The 15,727-nt window shown below is 66.5% G+C and carries 15 protein-coding genes and 1 pseudogene; 5 read left to right on the plus strand and 11 right to left on the minus strand.

Features of this window, described 5'->3' with window-relative positions:
• The first annotated feature begins 92 nt into the window (after nt 1–92).
• On the plus strand, nt 93–1,346 hold the full coding sequence (locus QTI24_RS12485; RefSeq protein ID WP_286600769.1) for a CynX/NimT family MFS transporter: 1,254 nt from the start codon (nt 93–95) through the stop codon (nt 1,344–1,346).
• A gap of 21 nt (nt 1,347–1,367) precedes the next feature.
• Here the strand turns inward: QTI24_RS12485 and QTI24_RS12490 are convergent, their stop codons facing one another.
• From QTI24_RS12490 to QTI24_RS12520, 7 genes are all read right to left on the minus strand, one after another.
• Nucleotides 1,368–2,333 carry a tripartite tricarboxylate transporter substrate binding protein gene (locus tag QTI24_RS12490; protein WP_286600771.1) on the minus strand — a complete coding sequence of 322 codons (966 nt, stop codon included), beginning with the start codon at nt 2,331–2,333 and terminating at the stop codon, nt 1,368–1,370.
• Nucleotides 2,334–2,360: 27 nt separating this feature from the next.
• The gene (locus tag QTI24_RS12495) at nt 2,361–3,098 is read right to left on the minus strand and encodes a ribonuclease activity regulator RraA (RefSeq protein ID WP_286600772.1); all 738 of its coding nucleotides are present in this window, start codon (nt 3,096–3,098) and stop codon (nt 2,361–2,363) included.
• A 31-nt stretch (nt 3,099–3,129) separates the two neighbouring features.
• Nucleotides 3,130–4,131, minus strand: a complete 1,002-nt coding sequence (locus tag QTI24_RS12500; RefSeq protein ID WP_503011245.1) for a Bug family tripartite tricarboxylate transporter substrate binding protein — start codon at nt 4,129–4,131, stop codon at nt 3,130–3,132.
• Nucleotides 4,132–4,160: 29 nt separating this feature from the next.
• Nucleotides 4,161–5,159 (minus strand): Bug family tripartite tricarboxylate transporter substrate binding protein, encoded by a 999-nt coding sequence (locus tag QTI24_RS12505; RefSeq protein WP_286600773.1) that lies wholly within the window; start codon nt 5,157–5,159, stop codon nt 4,161–4,163.
• Between the two features lie 41 nt (nt 5,160–5,200).
• Nucleotides 5,201–7,000, minus strand: a complete 1,800-nt coding sequence (gene araD, locus QTI24_RS12510) for an L-arabinonate dehydratase (RefSeq protein WP_286600775.1) — start codon at nt 6,998–7,000, stop codon at nt 5,201–5,203.
• Nucleotides 7,001–7,123: 123 nt separating this feature from the next.
• On the minus strand, nt 7,124–8,152 hold the full coding sequence (locus QTI24_RS12515; protein WP_286600777.1) for a LacI family DNA-binding transcriptional regulator: 1,029 nt from the start codon (nt 8,150–8,152) through the stop codon (nt 7,124–7,126).
• Between the two features lie 140 nt (nt 8,153–8,292).
• Nucleotides 8,293–8,661 (minus strand): hypothetical protein, encoded by a 369-nt coding sequence (locus QTI24_RS12520; RefSeq protein WP_286600778.1) that lies wholly within the window; start codon nt 8,659–8,661, stop codon nt 8,293–8,295.
• Between the two features lie 86 nt (nt 8,662–8,747).
• Between QTI24_RS12520 and QTI24_RS12525 the strand changes: the two genes are divergently transcribed.
• Nucleotides 8,748–9,080, plus strand: coding sequence for a hypothetical protein (locus QTI24_RS12525; RefSeq protein ID WP_286600779.1), 333 nt, complete (start codon nt 8,748–8,750; stop codon nt 9,078–9,080).
• 50 nt (nt 9,081–9,130) lie between these two features.
• Here the strand turns inward: QTI24_RS12525 and QTI24_RS12530 are convergent, their stop codons facing one another.
• Entirely contained in the window at nt 9,131–10,927 is a 1,797-nt protein-coding gene (locus tag QTI24_RS12530; protein ID WP_286600780.1) for a SulP family inorganic anion transporter, read from the minus strand.
• Nucleotides 10,928–11,183: 256 nt separating this feature from the next.
• On the opposite strand from QTI24_RS12530, the gene QTI24_RS12535 reads away from it, so the two are divergent.
• Both QTI24_RS12535 and QTI24_RS12540 read left to right on the plus strand, forming a co-directional pair.
• The gene (locus QTI24_RS12535) at nt 11,184–12,809 is read left to right on the plus strand and encodes a tetratricopeptide repeat protein (RefSeq protein WP_286600781.1); all 1,626 of its coding nucleotides are present in this window, start codon (nt 11,184–11,186) and stop codon (nt 12,807–12,809) included.
• 5 nt (nt 12,810–12,814) lie between these two features.
• Complete coding sequence (locus QTI24_RS12540; protein WP_286600783.1) at nt 12,815–13,195, plus strand: hypothetical protein; 381 nt, start codon at nt 12,815–12,817, stop codon at nt 13,193–13,195.
• A 45-nt stretch (nt 13,196–13,240) separates the two neighbouring features.
• Here QTI24_RS12540 and QTI24_RS12545 read toward each other — a convergent pair whose 3' ends face one another.
• Nucleotides 13,241–13,663: a gamma-glutamylcyclotransferase family protein gene (locus tag QTI24_RS12545; RefSeq protein ID WP_286600784.1), complete on the minus strand. Its 423-nt coding sequence runs from the start codon at nt 13,661–13,663 to the stop codon at nt 13,241–13,243.
• Nucleotides 13,664–13,703: 40 nt separating this feature from the next.
• A complete protein-coding gene (locus QTI24_RS12550; protein WP_286600786.1) occupies nt 13,704–14,009 on the minus strand; it encodes a hypothetical protein in 306 nt (101 codons plus the stop codon).
• 428 nt (nt 14,010–14,437) lie between these two features.
• Here QTI24_RS12550 and QTI24_RS12555 point away from each other — a divergent pair, with 428 nt between their 5' ends.
• Complete coding sequence (locus tag QTI24_RS12555) at nt 14,438–14,995, plus strand: dihydrofolate reductase family protein (RefSeq protein WP_286600787.1); 558 nt, start codon at nt 14,438–14,440, stop codon at nt 14,993–14,995.
• Nucleotides 14,996–15,510: 515 nt separating this feature from the next.
• Here the strand turns inward: QTI24_RS12555 and QTI24_RS12560 are convergent.
• Nucleotides 15,511–15,727: pseudogene (locus QTI24_RS12560) on the minus strand (TorF family putative porin); the annotation flags it as partial.

A 15,727-nucleotide genomic window follows, 5' to 3' on the forward strand; every position in this document is an offset into this window, starting at 1 on the left:
ACTCCGTGGTGGCCGGCACGGGCGAAAGGATGCGGCTACAGTCCCCGGCGGCTCGCGCCCGCTTCCGAATCCCCGAGAACAAAGACAAGTCCATGCCTTCTTCAGCCCGAGCCCCCGGCTCACTCGCGGCTCCCACGCTCGCCCTCACATCCGCCACCACCTCGACCCCGACGCGCGCACGCCAGGTGTTGCTGGGCCTCAGCCTGATCCTGATTGCGTTCAATCTGCGGCCGGTGTTCGGCAGCCTCTCCGTCCTGCTGCCCGAGGTCATGAAGGACACCGGCCTCTCGCCATCGGGCGCGAGCCTGCTCACGACGCTGCCGCTGCTTTGCCTCGGCCTGTTCGCGGCGCCCGCACCAGCGCTGGCCCGGCGCTTCGGCCCCGAGCGCACGCTGCTGGGCGCGCTGCTTCTGATCTGCATCGGCACGCTGTTGCGCGGAACGGGCAGCCTGCCGATGCTGTTCTTCTCGTCGGCGCTGGCCGGAGCGGGCATCGCGGTCTCCAACGTCCTGCTGCCGGGGCTGGTCAAGCGCGACTTCAGCAGCCACGCCGCGATGATGACGGGCTTCTACACGCTGGCCGTGTGCGCGGGCGCGTCGAGCTCCGCGGCGTTCACCGTTCCGCTGGAGCATTCCTTCGGAGGCTCCTGGACGGCCGCATTGGCCTTCTGGGCGCTGCCGGCCGGCATCGTCGTGCTGCTGTGGGCGCCGCAGGCGCTGGCCGCACGCCCGCGGCAGGCCCACGCCAGCGCCCACACGGGGACCCTGTGGCGTGACCCGCTCGCGTGGCAGGTGACCTGTTTCATGGGGCTGCAATCCGCGCTGGCCTACATCGTCATGGGATGGCTCGCGCCGATGCTGCGCGAGCGCGGCCTGGACAGCGCGACCGCCGGCTTCGTGCTGGGCGTGTCGATCCTCGTGCAGCTCGCGACCTGCCTCGTGACGCCTTCGATCGCCGCGCGCTGCCGCAACCAGCGTGGGCTGGCGCTGGGCCTCACGGTCATCATCCTGCTGTCGATGCTGGCCTTTCTCTTCGCGCCGCTGAGCGGCGTGTGGTTCTGGGCCGTGCTGCTGGGCTGCGGGCAAGGCGGATCGTTCGCGCTCGCCCTGAGCCTGATCGTGATGCGCTCGCCCGACGCGACCGTGACCGCGCAGCTGTCGGCCATGGCGCAGGGCTGGGGCTATGTGCTGGCGGCGACCGGCCCGCTCATCGCGGGATTGCTGCGCGGCTGGACCGGGGGCTTCCAGTCCTCCGCCGTGCTGATGGTCGTCATCGCCGCCGGAATGGCCTGGAGCGGCTGGGGCGCCGGTCGCCGCCTGCACGTGCGGCCGGGTGGCGCGCGCTGAGGCACGCGCGTTCCATCGAGGTCATTCGGGCTGGATGCCGGCGTCCTTGGCGACCTTGGCCCACTTGACCGTCTCGGTGCCGATGAAGTCGGTGAACTGCTGCGGTGAGCCGCCGCCGGGTTCGATGCCGTTGTCCAGCAGGGTCTTGCGCACGTCCGGCATCGCGAGGATCTTGTTGACCTCGGCGTTGAGCCTGGCGACCGTGGCCTTCGGCGTGCCGGCCGGCGCAAGCAGACCGCCCCAGGTGCTGGTCTCGTAGCCGGCCAGTCCCGCCTCCTGCATCGTGAGCACATCCGGCAGGATCGACGAGCGCTTGAGCGTCGTCACGGCCAGCGGCTTCAGCCGGTTGGCCTTGACCTGCACATTGACCGCCGCGACGGTGTCGAACATGAGCGAGGTGCGCCCGCTGATGAGGTCGGGGTGCGCCAGCGTGCTGCCCTTGTAGGGGATGTGCGTCATGTCGATCCCGGTCATGCTCTTGAACAGCTCGCCCGAAAAGTGCGGCGCGCCGCCGCTGCCGCTGGAGGCGAAGCTCAGCTTGCCCGGGTTGGACTTGCCGTAGGCGATCAACTCCTTGAGAGAATTCACCGGCAGCGTCGGCGACACCACCAGCACGAGCGGCACGACGTGCGTCAGCACCACCGGCTCGAAACCCTTGACCGTGTCGAAGGGCAGCTTCTTCACCATGCTGGGATTGATCGCATGGCTGCTCGCCACCAGGGCCAGCATGTGGCCGTCCGGCGGGCTCTTGGCCACGAGATCGGTGCCGATGATGCCGGTGGCGCCGGCGCGGTTGTCGATCACCACCGACTGGCCCCACGCCTCGGTGAGCTTCTGTCCGATGAGCCGCGCCGTCAGGTCGATGGCGCCGCCCGGCGAGGCGGGCACGACGATGGTGATGGGCTTGCTCGGGAAGGTCTGTGCCATCGCGGGCAGGGCGCACGCGATGGAAAGAAGCGTTGCGGCGGCGAGTGTTCTGCGTTGCATCAATGACTCCGTGTTCGACTCGCCGGCTTAGTCCGCGTTGCCCTTGCGCGTGGCCTCGTAGGCGGCACGCGTCTCCGCGTTGGGCGGATAGGTGCCCGCGAGCTTCGCGCCGCCTTCGATGCGCGCGAGGATGAAGGCCTCCATCTTTTCCTGCTCCGTCGCGTCGCGCGCCACTTCTTCGGCGAGATGCTGCGGGATCACGACCACGCCTTCTTCATCACCGACGACCACGTCGCCCGGATACACGGCCACGCCACCGCAGCCGATCGGCACGTCGAGGTCGATCGCGTGGTGGTGGATCAGGTTCAGCGGTGCGCTCCCGCCGGCGCAGAACACAGGGAAGTCCATCTGCGAGATCGGACCGCTGTCGCGCACCGGCCCGTCGGACACCAGCCCTGCCGCGCCGCGCACCTTGAGCCGCGTGGTGAGGATCTGGCCACCGGAGGCCACGCGTGTCTCGCCGCGGCAATCGATGACCAGCACGTGGCCGGGCGGCACGCTCTCGATGCCCTTGCGTTGCGGATGGTTCGGATCGTCGAAGGCGCTGATCTGGTCGAGATCCTCGCGCGCCGGGATGTTGCGCATCGTGAAGGCCGGGCCGACGAGATTGCCGCCCGAGGGCTTCGTCAGGCGGCCGACGCCTTGCAGGTAAACGTTGCGGAACCCGCGCTTGAAGAGCTGCGTGCACAGCGTGGCGACGCTCACGTGGCGCAGCAGTTCGCGGGATGCATCGGAGAGGGGAGTGGATGTGGTGGCTTCGGTCATGGTTGTTCGAGGTGATGAGAGATGTTGGAACTCAGTTGGCCGTCGCTCCGGACTTGCGAACGAGTTCACCCCAGCGAGGGATTTCCTTCTGCATGAGCGCTGCGAGCTGCGCGGGAGAGCCGGCCACGACCTCCATGCCCAGCTGGTTCGTGAGCTTGTCCTTGACGTCGGGCATCTGCAGGATCTTGGCGATCTCGGTCGAGAGCCGCTGTGCGATCGGCTTGGGCAGGTCCTTCGGTGCATAGACCGCTTGCCACGAAGCCATCTCGAATCCGGGAACGCCGGCCTCGGCCATCGTCGGCAACTGCGGCGCCAGCGCCATTCGCTTGGCGGTGGTGACGGCCAGCAGCTTCAGCTTGCCGGCCTGCACCAGCGGCAGCGCGGCAGTGATCTGGTCGAACATGAAAGTGACCTGGCCGGACGACACATCGAGCATCGCGGGGGGCGTGCCCTTGTAGGGGATGTGCGTGAGCTTCACCCCGATCATGTCGCCCAGCATCTCCCCCGCGAGATGCGTGGAGGTACCCGCGCCCGAGGAGGCGAAGGTGCGCTTCGAAGAATCCTTCTTCAGCAGCGCGATCAGTTCCGGCACCGAGTTCACGCCAAGGTTCGGATCGACGATCAGCACGTTGGGCAGAAAGGCCACGAGCGAGATCGGCTCGAAGTCCTTCACCGGGTCGTAGGGCAGGTTCTTGTAGAGGCTCGCGTTGATGGCGTGCGTGCTGATCGTGCCGCCGAAGAGCGTGTAGCCATCGGGCTTCGCCTTCGCGACATAGCTCGCGCCGACCGCACCGGCTGCACCCGGCTTGTTGTCGACCACCACTGGCTGGCCGAGGACTTCGCCGAGCTTCTGCGCGATCACGCGGCCGATCACGTCGGTCGAGCCGCCGGGCGTGAAGGGAACGACGTAGGTGATCGGCCGGCTCGGCCACGCGTCGGCCTGGGCCATGGCGATGCCGGGAATCGCTGCGGCGACGCCGAGGCCGCCGAGGGTCTTGAGTGCCGCGCGGCGGCTGCTGAAGGGCTGGGTCATGGGCTTGTCTCTCCGGTGGGATGCGGCACTCAATCGACGCCGATGTTCTTGTCGCGAATCACGCGGCCGTAGCGCGCGCGGTCGGTGTCTATCAGTGCCTTGAGTTCCGCCGGGCCGGTGCCGCGCGGGACCGCGCCCTGTTCGACCAGGGTCTGTCGTGTCTCGGGCACCGAGAGCACGCTTTTCACATCGGCGGCCAGCTTGTCCACGATCGGCTGCGGCGTGCCTGCGGGCGCGAGCAGCCCGATCCACGAACCCGATTCGGCGTTGGGCACGCCGGCTTCGGCGAGCGTCGGCAAGTCAGGCAGGGTAGGCGAGCGGGCGCTGCCCGTCACCGCCAGGCCGCGCAGCTTGCCCGCCTTGATGTAGCTCGCGGATTCGAGGATGGATGCGAAGAGCACATCGACGTGGCCGCCCATGAGGTCGGTCATCGCGGGCGTGCCGCCCTTGTAGGGCACGTGCGTCATGCGCACCGCGGCCGCCGCCGCGAAGATCTCGCCCGTCAGGTGAGGCGAGCCGCCGCTGCCGGAGCTGGCGAACATCAGCTTGTCCGGCGAGGCCTTGGCGAGCGCGACGAACTCCTTCACGCTCTTCGCCTGCACGCTGGGGCCGACCATCATCACGAAAGGCAACTCGGCCACCAGCGACACGGGCGCGAACGCGCGGTCCGTGTCGTAGGGCATCTTCTTGTAGAGCGAGGGATTGATGGACTGCGTGCCGACATTGCCGATCAGCAGCGTGTAGCCGTCGGGCTTGGCCTTGGCGACCATCTCGGCACCGACCAGCCCCGCCGCGCCGGCGCGGTTGTCGACGACCACGCCCTGGCCCCATTTCTGCGCGAGCTTCTGCGCCAGCAGGCGTGCGCCGAGATCGGTGCCGCCGCCTGCGGGGAAAGGCACGACGATGGTGACGGTGCGGTTCGGAAACGCGTCAGTTGCTGGTGGTGAAGGCGGCGTTTGCGCGTGGGTCGCCGCGGCGCATGCCAGCAGCAGAGAGAGGACGCCAACGCGTCGCAGGGTATGGCTCATGTTTGTCTCGCTCCAGTGTTGAGAGATGCGGCGCTGCGCCGTCAGTGGATTTCGGGCTCGCCCTCTGTCGGGGCTTCTCCTGCGTTCTCGCGGTAGTCCGGTGCCAGGAAGTCGAAGTCGCAACCCGTGTCGGCCTGCTGCACGTGCTTGAGGAACATCACGCCGTAGCCCCGGCTGAACTTCGGGATCGGCTTCTGCCATTCAGCCCGGCGGCGCGCGATCTCTTCGTCGCTCACCTGCATGTCGATGCGTCGCGCGTCGACGTCGAGCGTGACGAGATCTCCGTCACGCACCAGCGCCAGCGGACCACCGACGTGCGATTCGGGCGTGACGTGCAGCACGCAGGCGCCGTAGCTGGTGCCGCTCATGCGGGCGTCGCTGATGCGGACCATGTCGCGCACGCCTTCCTTCAGCAGCTTCTGCGGGATCGGCAACTGGCCCCATTCGGGCATGCCGGGCGCGCCCTGCGGGCCGGCGCTCTGCAGCACGATCACGCTGTCCTTCGTCACGGGCAGCGCGGGATCGTCGATGCGTGCGGCGAGGTCGTCGTAGTTCCTGAAGACGACGGCTGGGCCGGTGTGGCGGCGCAGGTGCGCTTCCATCGCGGCGGGCTTGATCACGGCGCCGGCGGGCGCGAGGTTGCCGTGCAGCACGGCGAGTCCGCCGCTTTCGAGCAGCGCTTCGGCGCGCGGGCGGATCACGTCGGCGTTGTAGGTGCGGGCGTCCTCGATGTTCTCGGCCAGCGTCCGGCCGTTGCAGGTGCGCTGGCTGCCGTCGATCAGGTCGCCCATCTCGCGCAGGAAGGCGCGGAGGCCGCCGGCGTAGAAGAAATCCTCCATCAGGTATTTGCCGCCGGGGCGCAGGTTGGCGATGACCGGGGTGCTGCGCGCGAGTTCGTCGAAGCGCGCCAGGTCGAGCGCCACGCCGGCACGTCGCGCCATCGCGATCAGGTGAACGATGGCGTTGGTCGAGCCGCCCAGGCCCAGCACGGCGGTGACCGCGTTGTCGAAGGACGCCGGCGTCAGGAAGTCGAGCGGCTTCAGGTCTTCCCACACCATGTCGACGATGCGGCGGCCGGTGTGCGTGGCCATCATCGCGTGGCGCGAATCCGCGGCGGGGATCGACGACGCGCCAGGCAACGTCAGGCCCAGCACTTCGGCCGCGCTGGTCATGGTGCTGGCCGTGCCCATGGTCATGCAGGTGCCTGGCGAGCGGGCGATGCCGTCCTCGACGTCCTGCCAGTCCCGCTCGGTGATATTGCCGGCGCGAAGCTCGGCCCAGTACTTCCAGGTGTCGGAGCCGGAGCCCAGGAACTGGCCCTTGTAATCGCCGCGCAGCATCGGCCCGGCGGGCACGAAGATGGTCGGCAGGTTCATCGCCAGCGCGCCCATCACGAGGCCCGGCGTGGTCTTGTCGCAGCCGCCCATCAGCACGCAGCCGTCGGCGGGGTAGGAGCGCAGCAGCTCCTCGGCCTCCATCGCGAGCAGGTTGCGGTAGAGCATCGTGGTCGGCTTCTGAAAAGCCTCGCCCAGGCTCATCGCCGGGATCTCCACCGGAAAGCCGCCCGCCTGCCACACACCGCGCTTCACTTCCTCCGCACGCTGGCGAAAGTGCGTGTGGCAGGAGTTCATGTCGCTCCAGGTGTTGAGGATGGCGATGACCGGTTTGCCCAGGTAGTCGTCGCGCGAGAGCCCCATCTGCGCCGTGCGCGACCGGTGGCCGAAGCTGCGCAGATCCTTCGCGCCGTACCAGCGGTGGGAGCGGAGATCTTCGGATTTCTTGCGATGGGCAGCGGGCGAGGACGAGGCAGGGGGCGATGTCGGGGAAAGCGGGTCGGTCATGGTTTGTCTCTCCGCGCCGTCCGGCTGGGATGCCGTATGAAATGTTAGCGCTGTCATTTCATCATAAGACCGGAGCCGGCATGCGGTCAACAGGGTATTTGCGGCTGGCCCGGCGCGCGGCCGTCAGGCGCTGGCGCGTTCGATCAGCGAGAAGCCGAGGTCGATGACCTTCTGTTCGACGGGCCGCCCTTCGGCGCGGTCGATGATGAAACGCGCAGCCTGCCGGCCGATGGCGGTGCCATCGATGCGCACGGTGGAGATGGCGGGGTGCGCGTGGCGCGCGAAGCCGAGGTCGCCGAAGCCCATTGCCGCGATGTCCTGCGGAACCCGCATTCCGCGTGCCTGAGCCTCGGTGATGACGCCGTGCGCGAGCGCGTCCGAACTGCAGACCACGACGTCGATATCCGGAGCCTCGTCGAGCAAGCTGGCGAATGCCGTTCTGCCGCTGCCCAGCGTCGTCGGCGCCGCGACGCTGCAAATTTCGGGCTGCCGGCCGCCGAGCGCCTGCCAGGCCTGCTCGAAGCCGTCGCGGCGCAGGTTCGCACGCTGGTCATCCCCGGTGATCACCGCAGGCCGGCGGTAGCCCTTGCCATGAAGGAATTTCGCAATGTCAGTGCCCACTTTCTCGTGAGAGAAGCCCACGAGCATGTCCACCGGTGTCGGCGTCAGGTCCCAGGTTTCGACCACCGGAATGCCCGACGCCAGCAGCCGCCGCCGCCCCTCGGCCGACCGCATGATCCCCGTCAGCACGATCCCGTCAGGGCGCCGTCCGACGATGGCGTCGATCAGCGCGTCCTCCCGCGAGTTGTGATAGCCGGCCTGGCCGAGCATCAGCTGATACCCGGACTCGGCCAGCGCCTCGGTGAGCGCCTGGATGGTCTCCAGGAAAACCGGCCCCGCGATGGTCGGCACCAGCGCGGCCACCAACCGGCTGCGGTTGGAAGCCAGCCCGCCGGCGAGCAGATTGGGCACATAGCCCGTGCGCTCGACGGCCAGCCTCACTTTCTCGCGAGTCTTCGGCGACACGAGTTCCGGCGAATTGAGCGCCCGTGACACGGTGATGGCCGACACGCCCGCGAGCTTGGACACGTCGTCGAGGGTGATGCCGCCGCTGCTGCGGCGCGTCGGACGGGGAGGAGAATCTTGGGTCACGGCTTCAGAATGTCGGCGCTACCATGCGCCGGTCGCCGCATTATGTGCGAGCCTACCCGAGGCCCGAGAGGCCCGGATGGTCGTCGGGCAGCCGCGCGAGCCTGGACCGGCTGGTCAAGGCGTTGCGGCCCGAGGCCGCGTCAGGCCAGATCGAACTGGGCGGTAAAGGCCACGCAGAACTCCGGCGTGCCGCTGATCGACATCGTCACCGTGTGCCGGGGCGTTGCCGGCGGCCCTGCGTGCACGCAGACCCGAAGCGTGTCCTCGTCGAACTCGATCGTCTCGGGCACGGTGATTTCCTGCATGCCCTGCAGGTCGTAGTCCCAGTCGCCGCCCTCGCCCACCGGGCCCCTGCGTCCGGGAAAGGCGGCGTTTGCCCATTCCAGCACCTGCGCGATCTCGGCATGCACTGCCGCGACGTGCTGAGGCCCGGTGGTGGCCATGGCGTCGAACACACCGATGCCCTCGGTGTCTTCGCTGTAGTCGAAATCCAGATAGTCCAATGTCATGCGGCGCTATACATTTGTTGCATAAGAGAACTTGGCTGTTCGAATGGTTGCAGACTTCCGCACGCAATTGAGCGAACCTTCACCCCATGAACACTGGCGCACTTCCTCCCACCCTGTCGAAGTTGATCGGCTGGTTCTCCGTGACACCCGCCGAGCCGATCTCGGCTAGGTTGCTCCGCGATATTCCGGCGACCTTTTCGGAAGAGCAGGCGGATGCGGTGCTCGATCTCGAAGTGATCGCTGCACGAGATCAGTCCCGCGCCGGGCGTCGCCTGCGGGAATGCACCCCCTCGCTATTCACGCGCGCCCAAGCCGAGTGCGTTCGCGAGTTGCTCAGTCTGGACCCTTGGGATCTGCGTGCCACGCTCGCAGACGCGATGGAGCCCTGCGAGTTGCGGGATCGGCTGGCATTCGCGTAGATCGGATGTCGAGCGCCCTCATCAGCTCATAGTTCATCGTCGCGCTCCCGCTACCCGACGCGCGGCTGGTCCTCCCAGTCCACCCAATTCACCGGATGGGTATCGAGATAGCTGCCCACGGCGGCACCGATGGTCGGGAAGAACACCGCTTCTCCCATCCTCGCGAACAGCCCGAAGCGCTTCAGCTTGTCCTTGACGGGGTCCTTCATCTCGGCGATGCACAGCTGGATGCCAGCCGCGTGCAAGGTCTCGTCCAGTTCGGCCAGCATGTCGGCGGAAGTGACGTCCACGCTCGTGACCGGTTCCGCCGCAACGACGAGCCAGCGCACCGGCGTCGGCGATGCGGCCACCGCGTTGAGCACCCGGTCCTGGAACAGTTCGGCGTTGGCGAAGAACAAGGGAGCATCCCAGCGAAACAGAACCAGCCCCGGAATGAGGCGCGCATCGGGATAGCGCGTGATGTCGTGATAACCCTTGACCCGGTCTGCGCGCCCCAGGACCGCTGAGTACGGGCGCCATGCATCCCACAGGAATTCGATGATCGCCATCACAATGGCCAGGCCGATGCCCTCGATAGCGCCCAGCACGGCCACTCCGACCGTGCAGACGATCGATAGCCAGAACTCCCAGCGCTGGATGCGATAGATCCGTCGCAGATCGGTGATCTCGATGAGGCCGATGGCCGATGCGATCACCACCGCGGCGAGTGCGCTGGAGGGCAAGTTCTTCAGCAGGTCCGGCGCCACGACCAGCAGCAGGGCAACGGCCAGCGCACCGACGACGCCGGTCAGTTGGGTCTTCGCGCCCGCGGCCTCGGCCACGGGCGTCCGCGACGAACTGCTGCTGACCGGAAAACCCTGGAAGAAGCCCGCGGCCAGGTTGGCGGCGCCGAGCGCCACCATCTCCTGATTCGGGTCCACGTAGGTTTGGGTCCGCGCGGCATAGACGCGCGAGAGCACGCTGGTGTCTGCAAAAGAGACGAGGGCGACGGCGCACCCGCCGATCAGCACAGGGGCGATGTCGGCGCGGGTGATCCACGGGATGGCGAACGACGGCAGGCCCTGGGGCAGGGCACCGAGGACCGACACATCGGCGCTCGCGGCAAGGTCCAGCACGCCCACGGCGATGGTTGCCGCCACCACGGCAATCAGGATGCCCGGCAAGCGCTTGTGGCCCTTGAGCAGCAGGATGAGCGTGAGGGTGCCCGCACCGACCGCGAAGGCGACCCAGTTGATCTTTCCATCCATCACGGCCATGCCGATGGCCTGCAGGTTCCGCAACGGCCCGTCGCCTTCGATCGAGAAGCCGAAGAGCTTTGGCAGCTGGCTGATCAACACCGTCAACGCGATGCCGTTCATGTAGCCGTAGCGGATCGGCTTGGAGAGAAGCTCGGTGACGAAGCCCAGGCGCGCGATGCCCGCGAGGACGCACACCGCGCCCGACACGATCGCCATCATGGCCGCCAGGGCGATCGCGCGCTGCGGGTCGCCGCCGGACAGCGGCAGCACGACGGCGAGGATGACGGCGGCCAGTGAGGAGTCGGGGCCCAGCACCAGGATCCGGCTGGGGCCGAACAGCGCATAGGCGATCAGCGGAACGATGGTCGCGTAGAGCCCGTAGATGCCGGGCACGCCCGATGCCACCGCGTAGGCGATCCCGACGGGCACCAGCATCGTCGTCAGCACCAGTCCGGCCACGATGTCGTGCCGCAGCCAGGCCATCTGGTACGCGCGCAGCGTGTGGAGGCCCGGAAGCCACCGGGCCCAGCCCGTCAGGTCGGCGGCTTTCGCCCGCCGTGCAATTCGGCCCGGCTCCGGGATGGGGGACGAAAGATCGGACTTGCTCATAGGTCGCCGGCCAGTTGACGGCCGGCTTGCGGCGCTTGAAGCGGTCACTTTACAAGAGAGATCCGCGGGCGCGCATCGACTAACCGGCGCCCCGTCGTCGCCGTCCTCAAGAGAGTGGTGGACAGGGGTGCGATCGGCGCGCATGCTCGCAACCTTCAGGCTCGTGCGGGCACCTGATTTCGCGTGGCGCATTGGCCCGCTCTCATCTGTTGTGCTGGGGATGACCGTGGCGGTCATCCAGTCACGGAGTCGCCAAATGACCCAACTCGAGATACTGCGCAGCCCAGGGACCCGCCTCGGCGGAGTGCTGCTTGCCGCTACGGTGTTTGCGGGCGGCGCTTCGTTTGTCGGGCAGGCCTGGGGACAGGCCGCCGACGAAAAGCTCGGCAAGGTGCATTTCGATGTGTCCTGCACGCCGTCGGCCCAAGCGCTTTTCGATCGCGCGATGCTCTATCAGCATTCGTTCTGGTACCGCGCCTCGAAGACCGCCTTCGAGGACGTCGCGAAGGCCGACTCTGCGTGCGGCATGGCTTACTGGGGCATCGCGCTGAGCCTGCTCTGGAATCCCCATACCCCGCCGCCCGAGAAGAATCTCGCAGAGGGCACCGTCGCGCTGGCCAAGGGAAAGATCGTCGGCGCCAAGACCCAACGCGAACGCGACTACCTCGATGCGCTCGGTGTCATGTACGCCGACTACGACAAGGTCGACCATCGCACGCGCGTTCAGGCCTATGCCAAGGCGATGGAGCAACTCGCGCTGCGCTACCCCGATGACGACGAGGCGCAGATCTACTACGCACTCGCGCTGAACATCTCGGCCCCTCCCACGGACAAGACCTACGCGAGCCAACTCAAGGGTGCGGACATCCTGGAGCAGATCGCCAAGCGCCAGCCGCAGCATCCAGGCGTCGCCCATTACCTGATTCATCTCTACGACTCGCCGGCCCTCGCGGACAAGGGCCTGGCAGCCGCCCGGCGGTATTCGAGCATCGCCCCCGCTGCGGCCCATGCGCAGCACATGCCCTCGCATGTCTTCACCCGCGTCGGGTATTGGAAGGAGTCGATCGCCTCCAACACGGAATCGTCACGCGTGGCGGCGCTGGGCAAGGAAAGCAACGACCAGCTGCACGCCATGGACTACCTCGTCTATGCGAACTTGCAGCTGGGACGGGATGGCAGCGCCAGCGCGATCATCGATGAGATGGGCAAGGTCACCGGCTTCACGGAGACCTTCATTCCCGGACCCTACGCGCTGGCCGCCTCGCCGGCGCGCTACGCGGTGGAGCGCGGCGACTGGAAGGCCGCGGCCACGCTTGCGGTTCGGCCCAGCCCCTTGCCCCACGTGCAGGCGATCACGTACTTTGCGCGTGCCCTGGGCGCCGCACGCTCGGGCGACACGGCGGCCGCCGAAGTCGACATCGCGAAGATCACCGAAATGAGAGACAAGTTGCGCGAGGCCAAGGATGTCTACTGGTCGCAACAAGTCGAAATCCAGCGCCAGGTGGCATCCGCCTGGGTGCTCTACGCCAACGGCAAGTACGACGATGCACTAAAAGCCATGGCCGCCGCGGCCGACGCCGAGGACGCGACGGAGAAGCACCCCGTCACGCCGGGCGTGCTGAAGCCTGCGCGCGAACTCTACGGTGTCATGCTGCTGGAGCAAGGCAACTCCAGCGAAGCGCTCGTTGCCTTCGAGGCGACGCTGAAGAAGGAGCCCAACAGATTGGGCGCCACCGCAGGCGCGGCGAAGGCCGCTGAAAAGAGCGGTGATTCAGTGGCGGCCCGCAAATACTTCAGTCAGGTCGTCGCCATTGCCGATGGCGCCGACAAGAGCCGCATCGACGTGAACGACGCCCGCGTGTACCTCGCGAAGAAACCATGAGAGCAATGCGTGTCCGCCTGCTCCTGATCTTCACGGCCGCAACGGCTGCTCAGGCATGGGCTGGCCCGTTGCAGGTGGTCGGATACTCCGGCAGCCTCGGCGAGTGGGAATGGAGCGCGAGCGTGACGGAAAAGATCGCCGGCCGAACGAAAGAATTCTCCGGACCTTTGACGCTGCAACACGTCGGCGTCTGCACTCAGGAGGGCCCCGAGACAAAGACGGGCCAGATCCGGTTTCAACTGTCGAAGCTGCCGTCTGAGATGAAGGCGACGATATGGATCGATGGTGTCGAGTGCACGTTCAGTGGTCGCCTGTCGGATCGGTATTCGGGGTCGATGACCTGCCCGGATCGACAGGCGATGCCGCTGAACATCTGGCTGAAGTAGCCTGCGTGGCGGCGCTTCCTTGGCCAGCCGTGATCGCCGCTGCACTCATTCCCTCCGTCGGTACAGCGAGGCGTGTTCTTCCGTGTAGCTGCCAAGGGGCCCGGCGCGAACATCTTCTGGTCGAAGCAAAGCTGGATTCTTCAGATAGATGAATGTCTCAACGGTGTCGGCCGACGGCGCATCGGCCTCTCGCACCGGGACGCGGACGCGTTCGTAGCCGTCGGGCTCGCCAACGCGCTCCAGCGAATCCATCTGTTCGAGTCCCGCGTCAGTCACTTCAAACAGTTGCCCCTCGACGTGGAGTCCATGTCCCGGACTGTTCAGCACCCACGGCGAACGGCGCTCGCCGACGAGATAGAAGGGATAGCGGTTCTCGGTGACAAAGCGGCCGGGGACACGAACGCCAGTGTTGACCGCGCTGTTGGGGAATCCCTCCTTGAGGGTGCCGAAGACGAAAACGTGATGCACTTGGGGCTCCGGAGGCGCGTCGCCTCGGCGATGGCCGGAATCACGGCATGCGCTTGTACGTGCCCTTGGGCAGGCACTTGCTGGAGCCGGTGACCTTGAGCTCGGTGAACTGGAAGTCGGATTTGATCGCGTAGTCCTTGCCCGCATGCGAATGGCTCGCGCGCGTGCGAGGGCGGAACTTCTTGTCGGGACAAAGGCTGGACACGAACTCGTTGCCCAGGCGGCCGCCGACGCGCCACTCGATCTTGGTGCTGCCGTTCGCGTAGGTCCCTTCGAAGTCATCGTTCGCCAACAGGCCGGTCGATGTGGCGGCAAGGAGGATCGAAGCAAGGAACTGCTTTTTCATCTGGTGCGCTCGCTGTTCAGCCTCGTGCGCCCGCGGCAAGCTGGCAGCTGTTCCGGGCGGTCGAGCAGCCTTTCATGGCGTCATTGAGGCGAGGGCGGCAACTCTTCTCTTTGGCGTTCTTGCAGAACTGGTAGTCGGCCTTGGCCGTCTGCTTGCACGTGCTGTATCGAAGCTCGCAAGGGGTCTGGCTGCCACCGTTACCTTGAGCCGAAGCAAAGCCCGAAACGGCCGCGACGATCCATGCGGCGGAGCGGAGCGCGATTCTTCCCATGTGCGTGCCTTCATGCGGGTCGGGGACTGCATCTTAGTCCCTTGAAGAGGGTGAATGAATTGACAGTAGGATGACGGGAGATCGATCAAGGAAGGCGCGCCTTGCAGTTCTGCGGTGCGCCTGATGGCGACACCCAGACTCACGGAGAACGCGAGCCATGAAGACCCAGTACTACACCGCTTGCAGCCTGGACGGCTTCATCGCGACGGACGATCATTCGTTGGAATGGCTATTCCCACTCGGCGATATCAACGACACCAGCTATCCAAGATTCATCCAGGGCGTTGGCGCACTCGCGATGGGTTCATCCACCTACGAATGGATGCTGCGTCACGTCGTGAAGCCAGGTACGAAGGATCAGAAGGCTTGGCCCTACGAGCAACCGGCATGGGTGTTCAGCAATCGCGAACTTCCAGACGTGCCCTCGGCGGTCATTCACTTCGTCCGAGGTGACGTCAGGCCCGTGCACGAGGCAATGGCGCTGGCCGCAGGGGGCAAGAACGTATGGATCGTCGGCGGCGGCGATCTGGTCGGGCAGTTCTATGACGTCGGGTTGCTTGACGAGATCATTGTTCAGGTCGGATCTGTGACTCTGAGCTCGGGCAGGCCCTTGCTTCCCCGCCGTATCGTGTCGCCGTCCCTGCAACTCAAGGATGCAAGGCGAGTCGGTCCTGGCTTTGCCGAGCTCACCTATTCGGTGCCGACGAAGCGATGATGCCGACCTGCTAGCTATCGACCCACCGTCGACATCACGGTCGCGCGACACCTGGCCTGCTCGGAAGGATGCAGCAGGCGGCAGTTGGCGAGGGCGCGTTGCTGCATGTCGCTCAGTCGGGGCTGATTGCGCCGCGGAGGAGGTGCCTGATTCCAGTGACGCGGTGGAGGGCCGTGCCAGTGCTGTTGATGAGGGGGACGGTGCCAGTTCTGGTTGTGATTCCACCGGCGACCGGGGCCACGCTGCCAACCCCTTTCCCACATGCAGCGCTCGAAGTTCACGCCTCGCCGGTCGCAAGCCCGGAGGTCGCGATCGAATTGGGGGCTGTTGTGCCACTGGGCAGAGGCGGACCCGGCGGACATCAGCCCTGCGACCGCGAGGAGGATTGCCGAGATCAGCTTCTTCATGGCACGGAATATTGCACCCGCGCGCCCATCGCGCAAGGCGGGGCAGCCAATCGCCTCAGCTGTTACGAATGCTGATGAAGGCCGCCGAAGTCAGATGGCCAGTGCCACCTACAGCGTCTTGGTCAGAGTGAGGATGAAGCGGGTCTTGTTGGGCGAGAAGGTGGTCTGGCCGAAGGTGACGCCGTTGATGTCCACGCCCGGGCTGGAGATCAGGTTGAAGGCGCTCTGTTCGCTGCCGCCCTGGATCCATCCGCCCAGGGACAGGCCGCTGCCGAAGTCATAGGACACGCCCACGTTGTAGTCCAGGTAGTCCTTGTAGCCCAGG

Source organism: Variovorax sp. J22P240 (assembly GCF_030316855.1).
GTDB lineage: Bacteria > Pseudomonadota > Gammaproteobacteria > Burkholderiales > Burkholderiaceae_C > Variovorax.